Origin of the sequence: Streptomyces sp. NPDC002232, from assembly GCF_042890295.1 — a bacterium.
Classification (GTDB): Bacteria; Actinomycetota; Actinomycetes; order Streptomycetales; family Streptomycetaceae; genus Streptomyces.
The window spans coordinates 103,102-117,701 of sequence record NZ_JBIARV010000009.1 but is presented as its reverse complement, the minus strand read 5'-3'; the positions used below and the strand labels follow the sequence as shown (position 1 = coordinate 117,701).

Annotated in this window: 13 protein-coding genes; 9 read left to right on the top strand and 4 right to left on the bottom strand. The window is 72.4% G+C overall.

The window, feature by feature from the left end:
- Window positions 1-49: 49 nt before the first annotated feature.
- The 5 genes from ACFYXU_RS36195 to ACFYXU_RS36175 all read left to right on the top strand — a co-directional run bounded on the left by ACFYXU_RS36195 (window position 50) and on the right by ACFYXU_RS36175 (window position 5,040).
- Window positions 50-859 carry a TIGR03084 family metal-binding protein gene (locus ACFYXU_RS36195; protein ID WP_389461919.1) on the top strand — a complete coding sequence of 270 codons (810 nt, stop codon included), beginning with the start codon at window positions 50-52 and terminating at the stop codon, window positions 857-859.
- A gap of 125 nt (window positions 860-984) precedes the next feature.
- The gene (locus ACFYXU_RS36190; RefSeq protein ID WP_389461917.1) at window positions 985-1,881 is read left to right on the top strand and encodes a prephenate dehydrogenase/arogenate dehydrogenase family protein; all 897 of its coding nucleotides are present in this window, start codon (window positions 985-987) and stop codon (window positions 1,879-1,881) included.
- Between the two features lie 10 nt (window positions 1,882-1,891).
- Window positions 1,892-2,155: a DUF6059 family protein gene (locus ACFYXU_RS36185; protein WP_389461915.1), complete on the top strand. Its 264-nt coding sequence runs from the start codon at window positions 1,892-1,894 to the stop codon at window positions 2,153-2,155.
- Between the two features lie 123 nt (window positions 2,156-2,278).
- Entirely contained in the window at window positions 2,279-3,310 is a 1,032-nt protein-coding gene (locus ACFYXU_RS36180) for a class I SAM-dependent methyltransferase (protein WP_361404743.1), read from the top strand.
- An 83-nt stretch (window positions 3,311-3,393) separates the two neighbouring features.
- Window positions 3,394-5,040, top strand: a complete 1,647-nt coding sequence (locus ACFYXU_RS36175) for a thiamine pyrophosphate-binding protein (protein ID WP_389461912.1) — start codon at window positions 3,394-3,396, stop codon at window positions 5,038-5,040.
- Window positions 5,041-5,085: 45 nt separating this feature from the next.
- Here the strand turns inward: ACFYXU_RS36175 and ACFYXU_RS36170 are convergent, their stop codons facing one another.
- A complete protein-coding gene (locus ACFYXU_RS36170) occupies window positions 5,086-6,666 on the bottom strand; it encodes a 4-hydroxyphenylacetate 3-hydroxylase family protein (protein WP_389461910.1) in 1,581 nt (526 codons plus the stop codon).
- A 211-nt stretch (window positions 6,667-6,877) separates the two neighbouring features.
- Here ACFYXU_RS36170 and ACFYXU_RS36165 point away from each other — a divergent pair, with 211 nt between their 5' ends.
- From ACFYXU_RS36165 to ACFYXU_RS36150, 4 genes are all read left to right on the top strand, one after another.
- The gene (locus tag ACFYXU_RS36165) at window positions 6,878-8,059 is read left to right on the top strand and encodes an acyl-CoA dehydrogenase family protein (RefSeq protein WP_389461908.1); all 1,182 of its coding nucleotides are present in this window, start codon (window positions 6,878-6,880) and stop codon (window positions 8,057-8,059) included.
- A 34-nt stretch (window positions 8,060-8,093) separates the two neighbouring features.
- Window positions 8,094-8,522: an SgcJ/EcaC family oxidoreductase gene (locus ACFYXU_RS36160; protein WP_361404755.1), complete on the top strand. Its 429-nt coding sequence runs from the start codon at window positions 8,094-8,096 to the stop codon at window positions 8,520-8,522.
- A gap of 34 nt (window positions 8,523-8,556) precedes the next feature.
- Window positions 8,557-9,906: an FAD-dependent oxidoreductase gene (locus tag ACFYXU_RS36155; protein WP_389461905.1), complete on the top strand. Its 1,350-nt coding sequence runs from the start codon at window positions 8,557-8,559 to the stop codon at window positions 9,904-9,906.
- A 137-nt stretch (window positions 9,907-10,043) separates the two neighbouring features.
- Window positions 10,044-10,562: a MarR family winged helix-turn-helix transcriptional regulator gene (locus ACFYXU_RS36150; protein WP_389462064.1), complete on the top strand. Its 519-nt coding sequence runs from the start codon at window positions 10,044-10,046 to the stop codon at window positions 10,560-10,562.
- Between the two features lie 67 nt (window positions 10,563-10,629).
- Here ACFYXU_RS36150 and ACFYXU_RS36145 read toward each other — a convergent pair whose 3' ends face one another.
- From ACFYXU_RS36145 to ACFYXU_RS36135, 3 genes are all read right to left on the bottom strand, one after another.
- Window positions 10,630-11,880: a cytochrome P450 gene (locus tag ACFYXU_RS36145; protein WP_389461903.1), complete on the bottom strand. Its 1,251-nt coding sequence runs from the start codon at window positions 11,878-11,880 to the stop codon at window positions 10,630-10,632.
- A gap of 68 nt (window positions 11,881-11,948) precedes the next feature.
- Complete coding sequence (locus tag ACFYXU_RS36140) at window positions 11,949-13,181, bottom strand: acyl-CoA dehydrogenase family protein (RefSeq protein WP_389461901.1); 1,233 nt, start codon at window positions 13,179-13,181, stop codon at window positions 11,949-11,951.
- A gap of 44 nt (window positions 13,182-13,225) precedes the next feature.
- Complete coding sequence (locus ACFYXU_RS36135; RefSeq protein WP_389461899.1) at window positions 13,226-14,599, bottom strand: condensation domain-containing protein; 1,374 nt, start codon at window positions 14,597-14,599, stop codon at window positions 13,226-13,228.
- Between the last annotated feature and the right edge of the window lies 1 nt (window position 14,600).

The window sequence follows — 14,600 nt, the reverse complement described above, 5'->3', positions numbered from 1 at the left end:
CCTCCCCCCCACCCCCACCCACCGCTTCGCCTTCGAGGAGACAACGATCATGACCACGCTGAACGACGTGCTGAAGGACCTCGCCACCGAGATCGAGGAGACCGCCCGCCTCGTCGAGGGCCTCGACGAGCAGGCCTGGCACACCGCGACCCCCGCCCCCGGCTGGAGCGTCGCCGACCAGATCGCCCACCTCACCTTCATCTTCCACCTGGCCGGCACCGCGGCCTCCGACGCCGAGGGCTTCGCCCAGCTCGCCGCCGGCGCCGCCGGTGACTTCGACGGTGCCGTCAACGCCGCCCTGAAGCAGTTCAACCCGTTCCCGCCGGCCGAACTCCTGGGCCGCTTCCGCGCCCTGGGCCGCAGGTCCGTCGACGCGCTCGCCGCCGTCCCCGAGGGGCAGGTCGTGCCCTGGCTCGTCAACCCGCTGCCGCCGACCGTCCTCGCCTCCGCCGGAATCATGGAGATCTTCGGCCACGGCCAGGACATCGCCGACGCGCTGGGCGTGCGTCGCGAGCCCACCGAGCGCCTGCGCCACCTCGTCTTCTTCACCTTCCTCACCCGGGACTTCGGTTACCTCTCCCACGACCTGACCCCCCCGGCCGAGCCCTTCCGCTTCGAGGTGACCGCCCCGAACGGCGAGATCTGGGCGTACGGCCCCGAGGACGCCGCGAACCGGATCACGGGACCCGCCGAGGACCTCTGCCTCCTGGTCACCCGTCGCCGCCACCGCGACGACCTCGCCGTCGTCGCCACCGGTGACGAGGCCGAGCGCTGGCTCGACATCGCCCAGGCCTACCGCGGTCCCGCCGGCGAGGGCCGCACGCCGGGCCAGTTCGCCCACGCCCACTGCGAGCACTGACCGGCCGTGACCGCCCGCCCGGCGGCCGAGCGCCGCACCCCGACCGCGTCACCCGGCCCGCTCACGCGGGCCCGGAGCCCACCAACCCCGCCCGACCGGACCGCAGCCCCCGCCAGGAGCCCCCCATGACCACCACCCCCCTGCGCACAGCCGTCGTCATCGGCTGCGGCACCACCGGCACCTCCGTCGCCCTCGCCCTCACCGCCGCCGGCGTCGACGTCGCCCTCATCGACGAGGACCCGCGGGCGACCGCCGAGGCCGTGGCCCTCGGCGCCGGAGCCGCCTGGACGGAGCGGCGCCCGCCCGCCGACCTCGTCGTCGTCGCCACCCCGCCGTCCGAGGTCGTCGACACCCTCTACAGCGCCCAGAGCAGGGGCCTGGGACACGTCTACACCGACACGGCCGGTACCAAGGAGATCGTGTCCGCCGAGGCCGAGCTGCGCGGCTGCGACCTCAAGGGCTACGTGCCCGGCCACCCGCTGGCCGGGTCCGACGGGCCCGGCCGGGACGCCGTCGACGCCGGCCGCTTCACCGGGCGGCCCTGGATCCTCTGCCCGTACGACACCACGCCCGGCTGGGCCCTGGAGACGGCGGCCGCGCTGATCGCGCTGTGCGGGGCGGACCGGCTGGACCTCGCTCCCCACGTGCACGACCGGATCGTCGCCGAGCTGTCCCACGCACCGCACCTGGTCGCCGCGGCCCTGTCCACCCGGTTCGCCGACAGCTCCTCGGCGTTCCTGGGTCTCGCCGACGAGGAGCTGCGCGACGCGGTCCGCACCGCGGGCGGCGACCCGTGGCTCTGGAGCGACCTCCTGGCGCACAACGCGGGCCCGGTGGCCGACGTGCTGGAACGGGTCGCCGACCAGCTCGCCGGGGCGGCCGCCATCCTGCGCGAGGGCGACGACTCGGCGCCGCTGGAGCTCGCCCTCACTCTGGAGGAGGGGCGGCGGGGCGAGGCGGCGCTGCGGCAGGCCGGTGACCAGCGCACGACGCGAGATGCGCGCACCGGCGGGCGGGTGTGACGGTCGCGTGATGACCTCTCCCTCACCCCTCTCCCCCTACGACGCCGGGAACCGATGGCCCGCCTCCGCCCTCCGGGTGGCCAGGACGCTGTTCCGTTCCGCCTACTGGACCGTGTCCGACTTCGGGTGGGTCTGGCTCGGGATGACGACGCTGACGGTCCCGCTCGTCGACGAGCCCGCGCCCGACGGTCCGCCCCCCGGCCACCCCGAGCGGCTGAGCGGGCTTCCCCTGACCGAGGTGGAGCGCGATCTGGAGCGGCGGCTGGAGGGCTGACCCGACGGGGCCGGTCGTTCCCCGTGTGGGGCGCACCGGACGGGCGTCGCGCGGGGCTGAGCAACGTCAGAGATGCTCGGCACCGCGCCTGCTTGAAGCATGAGGGACGAAGGGTGACCACCCGTGAACCGGCCCGAGGACGAGGTGCTGAGAGCAGTGACGGTTGACATCGCACAGGGCAACGCACGCGGCATTGCCTCCATCTACAACTCCGCCGTAGCGGCCTGGGCGATCGCCGCCGCCTGGGAGATCGGCGCGCTCGACGAGCTGCACCGGGCGAGGACGCTGGACACCGCGGAGTTCGCCGGGCGCAACGGCCTGGACCCGCAGTCGACCACCGGCCTGTTCCGCGCCCTGTCGGCGGTCGGCCTCGTGGCGCGCGACGGCGCGGTGGTCCACACCCTCGACGGCTTCGACGACATGTACCGCAACAAGTCGTTCTTCCACTGGCTGACCCGCGGCAGCGCCGAGCTGTTCCGCCAGATTCCCTCCGTGCTGCGCACTGAGAACCGCACCGGGGATGACCACCTCCGCGACCCCGCGGCCATCGCCTACGCCTGCCGCGAGATCGACCAGGTCACGTACGCGCCGACCTTCTGGGCCGCCGTGGACCGGGTCGACTTCCCCTTCACCCGCGTCGCCGACCTCGGCTGCGGCAGCGGCGCCCGGCTGATGCAGGTCCTCGACCGCCACCCGGGCACGACCGGCGTCGGTGTCGACATCGCCCAGCCGTCCATCGACGTGGCTCGCAAGGAGGCGACGGAGGCCGGGTTCGCCGACCGGGCCGACTTCGTCCAGGGCGACGTGCTGCGCCTGGAGCCCCGCCCCGAGTACGCCGACATCGAACTGCTCACCTGCTTCATGATGGGACACGACTTCTGGCCCCGCGAGAACTGCGTGGCCACCCTGCGCCGGCTGCGCGAGGTGTTCCCCGCGGCCAAGCGACTGCTGATCGGCGACGCCACCCGTACGGCGCTGCCCGACACGGAACTGCCCGTCTTCACCCTCGGTTTCGAGCTCGGTCACGACCTGATGGGCACCTTCCTGCCCACCATCGACGACTGGGAGTCGGTCTTCGAGGAGGGCGGCTGGAAGCTCGTGCGCACCAACCGGATCGAGATGACCGTCGGAGAGGTCATCTTCGAACTCGCCTGATCCGCCCGGACGCGTGCGCCGCTCAGGCGGCGCCCTCGTCCGGGACCGGTAAGTTGCTTCACACCACCCAGGGAGTCATGTACATGTCCACACTCGCGGAAGTCGTCGGACGGACCCTCGCCGACAGCGGCATCCGGCACGCGTTCGGGGTCGTGGGCGGTGGGAACATCCTGGCGACGGCCGCGCTCACCGCGTCCGGCGTGCACTACACTGCGGCCCGCCACGAAGGCGGCGCACTGGCCATGGCCGACGCCTACTTCCGGGCGACCGGCGACGTCGCGCTCTGCACGACCACCCACGGGCCCGGCGTCACCAACACCATCACCGCCCTCGCGGACGCCGCCAAGAACCGCAGCGGGCTCGTCCTGCTCTGCGGCGACGCGCCTGTGAGCGGCCCGCGGCCGCACGACATCGACCAGAGCGCGCTCATGGCCGCCGTCGGCGTCCGGATCGTCCGGCTCACCGACCCCCGGACGGCCCGCGAGCACACCGCCGCCGCGGTACGGACCGCCCGCGACGGTCACTGCCCCGTCGCCCTGTTCCTGCCCGGCGACCTGATCGACCGGCCAGCCCCCGACGGCGGTTCCCCGACGACGGCCGGGGCGTACACCCCGAGCGCCCCGGAAGGCCGGGACCTGGAACCGGTCCTCGCGGCCCTGGCCGGCGCCCGCCGCCCGCTGCTCCTGGCCGGCCTCGGCGCCTGGCACGCGGGAGCCGGGAAGGTCCTCCGCGAGCTCGGCGACCGCCTCGGGGCGCTGTTCGCCACCACCGTCATGGCGAGCGGCCTGTTCCGCGAGAGCCCCTGGTCACTGGGGGTCTGCGGCGGATTCGCCGCACCGCCGGCCGCCGCGCTGATGGGGGAGGCCGACGTGGTCCTCGTGTTCGGGGCGAGCCTGGACACCTTCACCCTGCACGGCGGCCGGATCCTCGACCCCGCGGCCACCGTCGTCCGGATCGACCTCGCGGAGGAGGACCGGTCGGGGCGCGCCGACCTCACCGTGCGCGGCGACGCCCACGCCGTGGCCGTCCGGCTCCTCGACGCGGTGGGGGAGAGGGAGCTGCCCGCCTCGTCCTGGCGCGGGAACCGCGCACCGGCCGTCGCCGGAGCGCGCGCCGGATGGGCGGCCCTCGCCGCCGAGGACGCCTCCGGCGGCGGCCGCATCGACCCGCGGACCCTGACCCGCACCCTGGCCGGGATGCTCCCCGCGGAGCGCACGGTCGTCCTGGACGGCGGGCACTTCATCGCCTGGCCGGCGATGTACTGGCCCGTGCCCGACCCCGCCGCCTTCGTGTTCACCGGCGCCGCCTTCCAGAGCATCGGCCTGGGCCTCGCCGGGGCGGTCGGCGCCGCCGTCGGACGCCCCGACCGGCTGACCGTGGCGGCGGCGGGCGACGGCGGCGCACTGATGGGCCTCCCCGAACTGGACACGCTGGTCCGCTCGGGGCGGCCGGCGCTCGTCGTCGTCTACGACGACGCGGCGTACGGCTTCGAGGAGCACATGTACCTGCCTCGGGGCGCCGACCCGGCGACGACGTCCTTCGCGGACACCGACTTCGCGACGGTGGCCCGCGGCCTCGGCGCGGCCGCGGTCACCGTGCGCCGCACCGGCGACCTGGACGCCGTCCTCGCGTGGCGCGAGGCGGGCTGCCCGGGCACGCTCGTCCTGGACTGCAAGGTGGTGCCGGGCGTCGTCGCCCCGTTCCTCGCCGACCTGCTGGCCCGCGCCTGACGGCCGACCGCCTGCCGGGCCGTTCCTGACGGCCCGGCAGGCGCGTCAGCCGCCGAGCAGGCCGGTGCGGGCGTCGCGCAGGTCCTTGAAGGAGTCGAGGTCGGGGACCGTCCAGCCGTCCAGGTCATACTCGGACAGGCACTGGTCGACGAACGCCTTGTAGTCGTCGATCTGCCCGCTCGCCGTCTGCGCGAACAGGAGCTCGGCGCGGACGGCCTCGTGGTTACCCGAGTAGTTGCGCTCGTACAGCTCGTGGCGCCCGCCGAACTCCGTCCCCACCGCGTCCCAGAGCAGCTTCAGGACCTTGACCCGCTCGACGGCCTCGATGCCGTTCGACCCCCGCACGTACTTGTCCAGGTACGGACGGATCGCCGGGTTCTTGAAGTCCTCCGCGCTGGAGTTCAGGTAGATCAGGCCGCTCGCGACGTCCTGCTGGATGATCTCCTTGATCCGCGGATAGCCGATCTGCATGAACCAGCGATAGGCCATCCCGTACTCCGGGTTGGGCAGGACCGCACCGTTGCGCCACTTCACCGGATTGCGCGCGGCCGCGTCGGACAGACCCCAGAACAGGTTCCGCCAGGCGAGGACCTCGCCGAGCCGCGTCTGCACGCCCCGGAAGTCCTGCGTGCCGGTGATCTCCAGGGCCTTGGCCAGCGCCCCGGCGATGAACTCCAGCTTCACCGCGAGGCGGATGCACCCGTGGAAGGTGAAGCGCTCCAGGAACCCGGACTGGCCCGAGAACATCTGGATCTTGGCCATGTCCCCGTAGACGAACACGTCCTCCCACGGGATCAGGACCTTGTCCATCACCAGGATCGTGTCGTTCTCGTCCAGCCGGGACGACAGCGGATAGTCGAACGGGCTGCCCATCACGGCGGACGTCGCGGTGTAGGACGGCCGGCAGATCAGCTTCACGCCCGGCGCGCCCGTCGGCACCGTGGCGACCAGGGCGAACTCCTTCTTCCTGACCGGAAGCCCGTAGTGCGCGATGAAGTTGTGGTGCGTCAGCGCCGAGCCGGTCGCGACCACCTTGGCGCCGCTGACGACCAGACCCGCGTCCGTCTCCTTCTCCACGTGGACGAAGACGTCGGAGACCTCGTCCGCGGGAAGGCTCCGGTCGACCGGCGGGTGCACGATCGCGTGGTTCCAGTACAGGACCTTCTCCTGCGACTCGCGGTACCAGCGGCGCGCGTTGTCGGAGAACGGCGCGTAGAAGTCGGCGTTGGCGCCGAGCGTGCCGAGGAAGGCGGCCTTGTAGTCGGGGCTGCGCCCCATCCAGCCGTAGCTCATCCGGGACCAGGCGGCGATGGCCTTCTGGTCGGCCACCAGGTCCTCGGCGCTGTGCGGCGTGGTGAAGAAGCGGTGCGTGTAGCCGCCGCTGCCGGTGTCCGTCGTGGTCGTGAGGACGCTCTGGTGGGCCGGGTCGTGCAGCGCGTCGTACAGGCGGGCCGTCATCCGCACCGGATTGCGGAAGGCGGGATGCCTGGTGACGTCCTTGACGCGCTCCCCGTAGATGTAGACCTCGCGGTCGTCCCGCAGGCTCTCCACGTACTCGTCACCCGTCAGGGGGCGCGAGCGGGGCGCCCCCTCCTGGCCTGCCGCGGCGTGCTGCTGATCGGTCATGCGCCTCATCGTGGCAGCCCCGGGACCACGAGGCTTCTTGCTGCGTGCGGCAGCCGGGGCCGCCTCCGCGCGGACGTGCCGAAGTCGCGTCGACGGGCCGATTGCGCAATCCGGGAGGTGTCCCGGAGGCGCTCGCGATGTGAGCGTCGGGGTCGGAAACTGTCCCGCTTCGACGACCGACACCTCAGTCACCTCCCGGGAGGACCCCACGATGCTCACCGCCGACATCCCCACGCGCACGGACCTGGTGCAGCGCGCCGGCGAGCTCGCGCCGCTGCTGAAGAAGAACGCCGCGCAGGCGGAGGAGGACCGGCGGCTGACGGACGAGACGATCGAGGCACTGGCCGGAGCGGGCCTGTTCAAGCTGCGCGTGCCCAAGCGCTACGGCGGCTACGAGGCGGACACCCGCACGCTCGTCGAGGTCGCCGCCGAACTCGGCCGCGCCGACGGCGCGACCGCCTGGACGACGTCCGTCTACTGGATCCCCACCTTCATGGCCTGCCTCTTCCCCGACAGCGTCCAGGACGAGGTGTTCGCCACCACCGACGTGCGCATCTGCGGCACGCTCAGCCCGTCGGCGTTCGCAGCCCCGGCCGAGGGCGGCATCGTCGTCAACGGCAAGTGGAGCTTCGTCAGCGGCGCCCGGCACGCCCACTGGCAGGAGATCATCGCCGTCCAGCCGACGCCCGACGGCCAGCACCTGCCCGTCATGGCCCTCGTGCCGATGTCGGACCTCCAGATCATCGACGACTGGGACACCTCGGGCCTGCGCGGCACGGGCAGCGTCAGCACCGTCGCCCAGGACGTCTTCGTCCCGCAGGAGCGGGTCATCCCCCTGCCGGCGATCCTCCAGGGCCAGTACGCCTCCGAGCTGAACGCCACGAGCCCCGTCTACCGCGTCCCGCTGCTGCCGGTCGCCGCCGCCTCCTCGGTCGGCACCGCCCTCGGCCTCGCCCGCGCCGCGCGCGACGTCTTCTTCGACCGGCTGCCGGGCCGCACCCTCACGTACACCGCGTACGAGACGCAGGCCGAGGCGCCGATCACCCACCACCAGGTCGCCGAGGCCACCCTCAAGATCGACCAGGCCGAGTTCCACGCCTACCGCCTCGCCGACCTCGTCGACTCCAAGGGCGTCGCCGGCGAGGAGTTCACCCTGGAGGAGCGGGCCCGTGCCCGCGCCGACATGGGAGCCGTCGTCCGCCTCGCCAAGGAGGCCGTCGACATCCTCGTCTCCGCCTCGGGCGGCTCCTCGATCTACCGCGACGTCCCGATCCAGCGGATCAGCCGCGACATCCAGGCCATCGGCCTGCACGCGCTGATGAACCCCCAGACCAACAACGAGCTGTACGGCCGGGTCCTGTGCGGCCTCGAGCCCAACACCTTCTACATCTGAGCCACCAGGCCGACCGAAACCAGGAGCAGCAGACATGACCACGCAGACCCTCGAGCACACCGTCACCGTGACCGACGAGGACAAGGCCGCCATCGCCGCCCTGCCCCAGCGCATCGTCGAGGCCTGGGCCGCCCACGACGCCGACGCCTTCGCCGAGCTCTTCACCCCGGACGGCTCGATGATCATCCCGGGCTTCTTCCAGAAGGGCCGCGAGGCCATCCGCGGCTTCATGGCGCAGGCCTTCGAGGGCCCCTTCAAGGGCACCCGCGTCACCGGCACCCCGGTCGACCTCCGCTTCGCGAACAGCGAGTCCGGCATCCTGATCACCCAGGGCGGCATCCTCGCCCCCGGCGAGACCGAGCCGAGCGCCGAGCGCGCGGTCAACGCCTCCTGGATCGTCGTCAAGCGCGAGGGCCAGTGGTTCCTCGCCGCCTACCAGAACAGCCCGCGCAACGCCGCCTGACGGCACCCCAATCCGCGAGAGAGGTGGAAGGTCCATGACCAACAGGGTGGGCGAGCGCGCGGTGGTGCTCGGTGCCAGCATGGCCGGTCTCCTGGCCGCGCGCGTCCTCGCCGACGCCTACGACGAGGTCGTCGTCGTGGAACGCGACGCGATCACCGGGACGACCACGGCCCGCAAGGGCGTGGGGCAGGGACGTCACGTCCACGGGCTCCTCGCCCGAGGGCAGCAGATCCTCGACGAGCTGTTCCCGGGGTTCACCCAGGAGGCCGTCGAGGCCGGCATCCCCACCGGCGACCTGGGCGAGCTGCGCTGGTTCTTCAACGGGCGCCGACTGAACCCGGGCACGACCGGTCTGATCTGCGTCTCCGCCACACGCCCGGTGCTCGAGAGCCGAGTCCGCGACCGGGTCGCGGCGCTGCCCGGCGTGACCCTGCTGGAGCGGCACGACATCGTCGGCCTCGTCACCGACGAGGGCCGGGACAACGTCACCGGCGTCCGCGTCCAGTCGCAGGAACAGGGCTCCGAGGAGCGGACGATCGACGCCGATCTCGTCGTCGACGCGACCGGCCGCGGCTCGCGCACCCCGGTGTGGCTGGAGGAGTTCGGCTACGAGCGCCCCGCCGAGGAGCGCATCCGCATCGACCTCAGCTACACGACGCGCAGGTTCCGGCTGCGCGACGAGACGGTGCTGAACGGCGACCTGTCGATCAACCCCGTCTCCTCGCCGAGCCACCGCCGCGGCGCGTTCCTCTCCCGGATCGAGGACGGTCTCGTCGTCGTCTCCCTCACGGGCGTACTGGGCGACAGCGCCCCGGCCGACCTGGAGGGCTTCCTGGAGTGGACCCGGACGCTTCCGGTGTCCGACATCCACGACGTCATCCACGACGCCGAGCCCGTCGACGACGGCGCGGTGTTCCGTTACCCGGCCAGCCAGCGCCGCCGTTACGAGCGGCTGTCCCGCTTCCCCGGCAACTTCCTCGTCGTGGGCGACGCCGCCTGCAGCTTCAACCCGGTGTACGGACAGGGCATGACCGTCTCCGCGCTGGAGGCGCTCGTGCTGCGCGAGCACCTGGGCCGGGGCGCGGTGGACCCGAAGGCGTTCCTCGCGGACATCGCCGGGACCATCGAACTGCCGTGGCAGCTCTCCGCGAGCGCCGACCTCGGCTACCCCGAGGTCGAGGGCGAGCGCACCCCCGAGTGGGAGGCGGCCGGCGGCTACATGGCCGCGCTGCACGCCGCGGCCACCGTCGACGGCGAGGTCACCGCCACGTTCATGCGCGTCATGGGCCTGGTCGCCACACCGGACGCGCTGATGAGTCCGGACATGCTGCGCCGGGTCGAGGAAGGTGCGCAGAAGGCCGCCGCAGGCCTCGTCGCCGCGTAACGGGCCCACCGGCCGTGCCGCGACGGAACCCGCCCCGCGTCCCGCGCGGGGCGGGTTCGCGCGTTCAAGATCACGGCTGTCTACACTGCTGCGACCTACAGGGAGGCGACACGACAATGGGGACCGGTGTGAGCGCGATGGCAGCGGTGGGGGAAACCGGGGAAGCCACGGCGGTGACGGAGCCGCGCTGGCTCGACGCGAAGGAACAGGAGGTCTGGCGCGCGTACCGACAGGCCGTCGACCTGTTCGAGGACGCCCTGGACCGGCAGCTCCAGGGCGACGCGGGCATCCCGCACCTGTACTACGCGCTCCTCGCCCGGCTGTCGGAGGCACCACGCTGCCGGATGCGGATGACCGATCTGGCGGTCCATGCCAACATCACCCGCTCCCGGCTCTCCCATGCCGTCACGCGCATGGAGAAGAGCGGATGGATCCGCCGCGACACGTGTCCCTCCGACCGCCGGGGCCAGTTCGCCGTGCTCACCGACGAGGGCTCCCTGCTGGTGCGCCGCGCAGCACCCGGCCATGTCGACGCCGTGCGCCGCGGGATCTTCGACCGGCTCACGCCCGAGCAGGCCGCGCGGTTCGGTGAGCTGTGCGGGCTCATCGCCGGGGGCTTTCGGGACGAGGACGGCGACCTGCCCTGGCGGCGCTGAACATCCCCACGACGTCGAAGGGCCGCCGGGACGGGTGTCCCGGCGGCCCTTCGAGAGCTGCGGGCCGTCAGCGGGCGCCCGCGCCCGCCGGCACCCTCGCGTTCAGCCGGACCGGCAGGCTGCGGTGACCGTTCATGATGAAGGTCGGCAGCGGCTGCAGCTCGTCGCGCTCGACGGCCAGCTCAAGATCCGGGAAGCGCTCGAACAGACGCGACAGACCGGTCGTCGCCACCAGGCGGGCGATGCCCGCGCCGAGGCAGAAGTGCGGACCGAAGCCGAACGACAGGTGCGACTTGTCGGTCCGCGTCAGGTCGAAGGTGTCCGGGGCGTCCGCGTGGAGCTCGGGGTCGCGGCCGACACCGGCGTAGTTGACGAGGATCGGGTCGCCCTTGGGGATCGTCACCCCGTCCAGGTCGATGTCCTCCGCCGCGTACCGCAGCGGCAGATGGGCGAGCGGCGACTCCACGCGCAGCGTCTCGTCGATGACGTCGTCCCAGGTGGCGCGGCCGGAACGGACCAGCTCCAGCTGCGAGGGGTCGCTCAGCAACGCGGTGATCGCGTTGTCGAAGAAGTTGATCGTGGTCTCCGAGCCGGCGCCGAGGATCGCGAAGATCGTGTCAGCGAGCTCGTCCTCGGTCAGGCGCGAACCGTCCTCGTCGCGCGCGGCGACCAGGTCGCTGGTGATGTCCTCGCCCGGTTCGCGACGCTTCTCGGCGATGAGCTCGGCCATCGCGCCGCGCCAGCCCGCGAGCACGGCCTGGGCCTGCTGCGGCGTGATGGTGGTGTCCACCATCGCGTCGATGACCTTCGCCGTCTTGGCGCGGGCCTCCTCCTCCATGCCGATCAGGTCGGCGACCAGACGGGCCGGCAGCGGGTAGGCGAACTGCTCGCGCAGATCCACCGTCTCGCCGGGCTCCGCCCGCTCCAGCGCGTCGAGCAGCTGGTCGGTGAGCTCCTCCACACGCGGACGGAAGGCCTCGGTGCGGCGCGGGGTGAACGCCTTGCCGACGAGCTTGCGCAGCCGCACGTGGTTCTTGCCGTACGCCGTCACCATGTTGTCCATCGCGACCCAGCTGATCAGCTCCCAGTCCGGCGGCACCTCACCGCTGACGAAGGCCGGCCAGTGGTTGCGGGCACTCTTGGTGACGCGCGGGTCGGCGAGCACACGCTTGATCACGTCGTGGCCGTTCAGCGACCAGGCGAGCACACCGCCCGGCAGCTCCACCTGGGTCGCCGGGCCCTGGGCCCGCAGGACCGAGGCCTCGGCGTGGATGTCGCGGCCGGTGGTGTCGAGGGCGAAGGGGCAGCCATGTGCCATGGGTTCTTCCCGATCTGTACGGAGTGAGGTCTGGGGGCCGCCGTGCGGCCAGGGGACGACGGCGCCGCTCATCGGCCGGCCCCCCCGAAGTGCGCCTGCGCGAGCTCGCGGTTGGCGAGCGTCGACAGGAAGACGCCGTTGCCTGCGTGGCTGTGCAGCGTGGAGAGGTCGCGCCACACGCGTTCCACGCGCTCACCGGCACGGACCGAGCTGGAACCCGCGGTCGGGAACAGCTGGCCCTCGACCGCCCGCCAGGCGAGGCGCACGGCCTCGCGGCTGATGGTCGCGAGGCGCAGCTCCTCCTCGCGGGTGAAGGCGTCGGCGTCCCGCAGACACAGCGCCTGCCACTGCTGCGTGGCGTGCAGCACCGCCGCCTCGGCCGCCGCGATCTGGCCAGTGGCCTCGCCGTAGCGGAACTGGAAGTCGGGGTCCTCGGTGCGCGGTGTGATCGGGAAGAACGCCGTCGTGCGCGTGAGCATCAGCTCCTCGTACGCGTCCAGGGCGCCCTTGGCCATGCCCACGGCGAGGACACCGAGTTCCAGCAGCATGAAGCTGAGCGGGCCGCCGCCGTACTCCGGACCATGCAGGGTCCGGCCCGGCGTCTCCTCGGTGATCGCCATCTGGCTGAGGTGCCCGCCGAGGGCGAAGCGGCCGGGGATCCGGCCGTCCTCGATACGGATGCTGTGCGATCCGCTGCCCTTGAGACCGAGCTGGGCACCCCAGTCGTCCAGGCGCTCGAACCGGTCGCGGGGGGCGATGAACAGCATCGGCGCGGGCGGCTGCTCCTCGCCCTGGGAGACCAGGGTGTGGCCGATGAAGTGGGTCGCGTACGGGGCGCCGGAGCAGTAGTTCCAGGTGCCGTCGACGATCCAGCCGCCCTCGCCGTCGGGCCGGGCCGAACCGGCCGGGGCCACCGTCGCGGGGCAGATGAAGTCGCCGTCCGCGAACAGCTCGGCCTGGGTGGCCTCGTCGAACAGGGTGCCTACGACCAGCGCGTGCGCCGCACCGAAGAGGTACATCCAGCCCGTCGAGGGGCATCCCCGCGCCAGAGCCATGGAGACCTTCATGAAGGTCTCGGGGCCGAACTCGTACCCGCCGTACGCGCGCGGCACGAGGATGCGGTAGAAGCCGGCGCGGGCGAAGGCCTCGTGGGTGTCCTCGGCGTAGAAGCCGCGGCGCTCGGTCTCGGCCTGCCGATCGACCAGGGTCGCGGCGAGGGCCTCGGCCCGGGCGACGATGTCTTCGGGGGTCAGGTCGGGCTCCGGGGGAGCCACGGGAGCGAAGGGAGCCAGGGTTGTCATCGTCGATCGGATCCTCTTGCGTCGGAAGGCCCTGCGGCCCGCGGTCAGGACAGCTGGGTCTGCGGCGCGTGGACCAGCGAGCCCAGGAGCTCGCGGAACCGGTCCACCAGCTCCACGGCGGTGGATTCGTCGAACCGGTTGTGGTCGAACTTCAGGCTGCCCGCGAGCTCTCCGCTCGGCAGCACGTCCATCGCCCACAGGCCGCCGTCCGGGATGGCCGAGCTGACCTTCTGCGACAGGTGACGGTCGCGGATCTCGGCGAACTCCAGCCCGCCGACCTGGCTCCCCTCCATGGGGAAGGCGGTCTGTAGCACCTCGAACGCGACGACGGCGAGGAACCCGTCGGCGAACGGGGCGAGCAGCGCGGGGCTGTCCTCGGCGATCCGGGCGAACGGGATCTCGTACTGGTAGGCGCCGACGCACGCGGTACGGGCCTGGTCCAGGACGTCTCCCAGGGTGGCGCACCCGGTGGTGTCGATGTGGATCGGAACGAAGTTGAAGAACGGTCCGACCGAGTCCGTGAACCGCTCCTCGTAGCGGCCGGAGGAGAAGGTCGGGAAGACGATGTCGGTGGCACCGGTGCGCTCGCGCAGCAGCGCGCTGTAGGCCGCCGCCATCACCATGAACGGCGTGGAGCGGGTCGCCTTGGCGAACTCGACGACGTTCGAGGACAGCTCGGCGTCGAAGACGAAGCGGTGCACGCCGTAGGCGCTCACCAGGTTCTCTTCGCGCGGCCGGTCGGAGGTGATGCCGGTGATCTCGGCGCCCGCGAGCCGCTCGCGCCAGTACGCGCGGGCGGTGTCCACCCGTCCGCTTCCGGCGGTGTCCTGCTGCCAGCGCGCGAACTCCTGGTACTGGACGGTCTCGGCCGTCTCCGCCGTCCGGCCCTCGACCCGGGCCGCGTACGCGGCGGCGAGGTCGCGCATGATGACCTGGAGCGACCACGCGTCGGTGGAGGTGTGGTGGGTGGCGAGCACCAGGACCGCGTCGGTCGCGTCGAAGCGGCCCAGGGCGGCGCGCAGGTGCGGGAGCTCGCGCACGTTGAACGGGCGGGCGTCCTGCTCGTTCAGGAAATCCTCGGCCCGTACGTCCCGCGACGCCTCGCCGTCGGCGTCCAGGTCACGGATCTCCAGAGTGACCGGCGACGCCGCCCGGATGACCTGGTGGCCGCCCTCCTCGTCGTTCAGCAGCGCGGTCCGCAGCACCTCGTGGCGGGCCACGACGTCGTCGAGGGCCAGCTGGAGGGCGGTGAGGTCGACCGCGCCGGACACCCGCCAGCCGCAGACCAGGGTGTGACGGTGGCCGAAGGCACCGTCCGTCTCGCCCTTGTCGAACGCGCGCAGGAATTCCTGGTTGTACGAGAGCGGAATCCGCTGGTCTCGTCCGCTCGTCTCGGGCGGCGCGGCGGTGATGCTCACA

Bases quoted from the DNA above. Each gene is read 5' to 3' on its own strand.
- ACFYXU_RS36195 (WP_389461919.1), top strand. From the start codon at position 50: ATGACCACGCTGAACGACGTGCTGAAGGACCTCGCCACCGAGATCGAG.
- ACFYXU_RS36190 (WP_389461917.1), top strand. From the start codon at position 985: ATGACCACCACCCCCCTGCGCACAGCCGTCGTCATCGGCTGCGGCACC.
- ACFYXU_RS36185 (WP_389461915.1), top strand. From the start codon at position 1,892: ATGACCTCTCCCTCACCCCTCTCCCCCTACGACGCCGGGAACCGATGG.
- ACFYXU_RS36175 (WP_389461912.1), top strand. From the start codon at position 3,394: ATGTCCACACTCGCGGAAGTCGTCGGACGGACCCTCGCCGACAGCGGC.
- ACFYXU_RS36170 (WP_389461910.1), bottom strand. From the start codon at position 6,666: ATGACCGATCAGCAGCACGCCGCGGCAGGCCAGGAGGGGGCGCCCCGC.
- ACFYXU_RS36165 (WP_389461908.1), top strand. From the start codon at position 6,878: ATGCTCACCGCCGACATCCCCACGCGCACGGACCTGGTGCAGCGCGCC.
- ACFYXU_RS36160 (WP_361404755.1), top strand. From the start codon at position 8,094: ATGACCACGCAGACCCTCGAGCACACCGTCACCGTGACCGACGAGGAC.
- ACFYXU_RS36155 (WP_389461905.1), top strand. From the start codon at position 8,557: ATGACCAACAGGGTGGGCGAGCGCGCGGTGGTGCTCGGTGCCAGCATG.
- ACFYXU_RS36150 (WP_389462064.1), top strand. From the start codon at position 10,044: ATGGCAGCGGTGGGGGAAACCGGGGAAGCCACGGCGGTGACGGAGCCG.
- ACFYXU_RS36145 (WP_389461903.1), bottom strand. From the start codon at position 11,880: ATGGCACATGGCTGCCCCTTCGCCCTCGACACCACCGGCCGCGACATC.
- ACFYXU_RS36140 (WP_389461901.1), bottom strand. From the start codon at position 13,181: ATGACAACCCTGGCTCCCTTCGCTCCCGTGGCTCCCCCGGAGCCCGAC.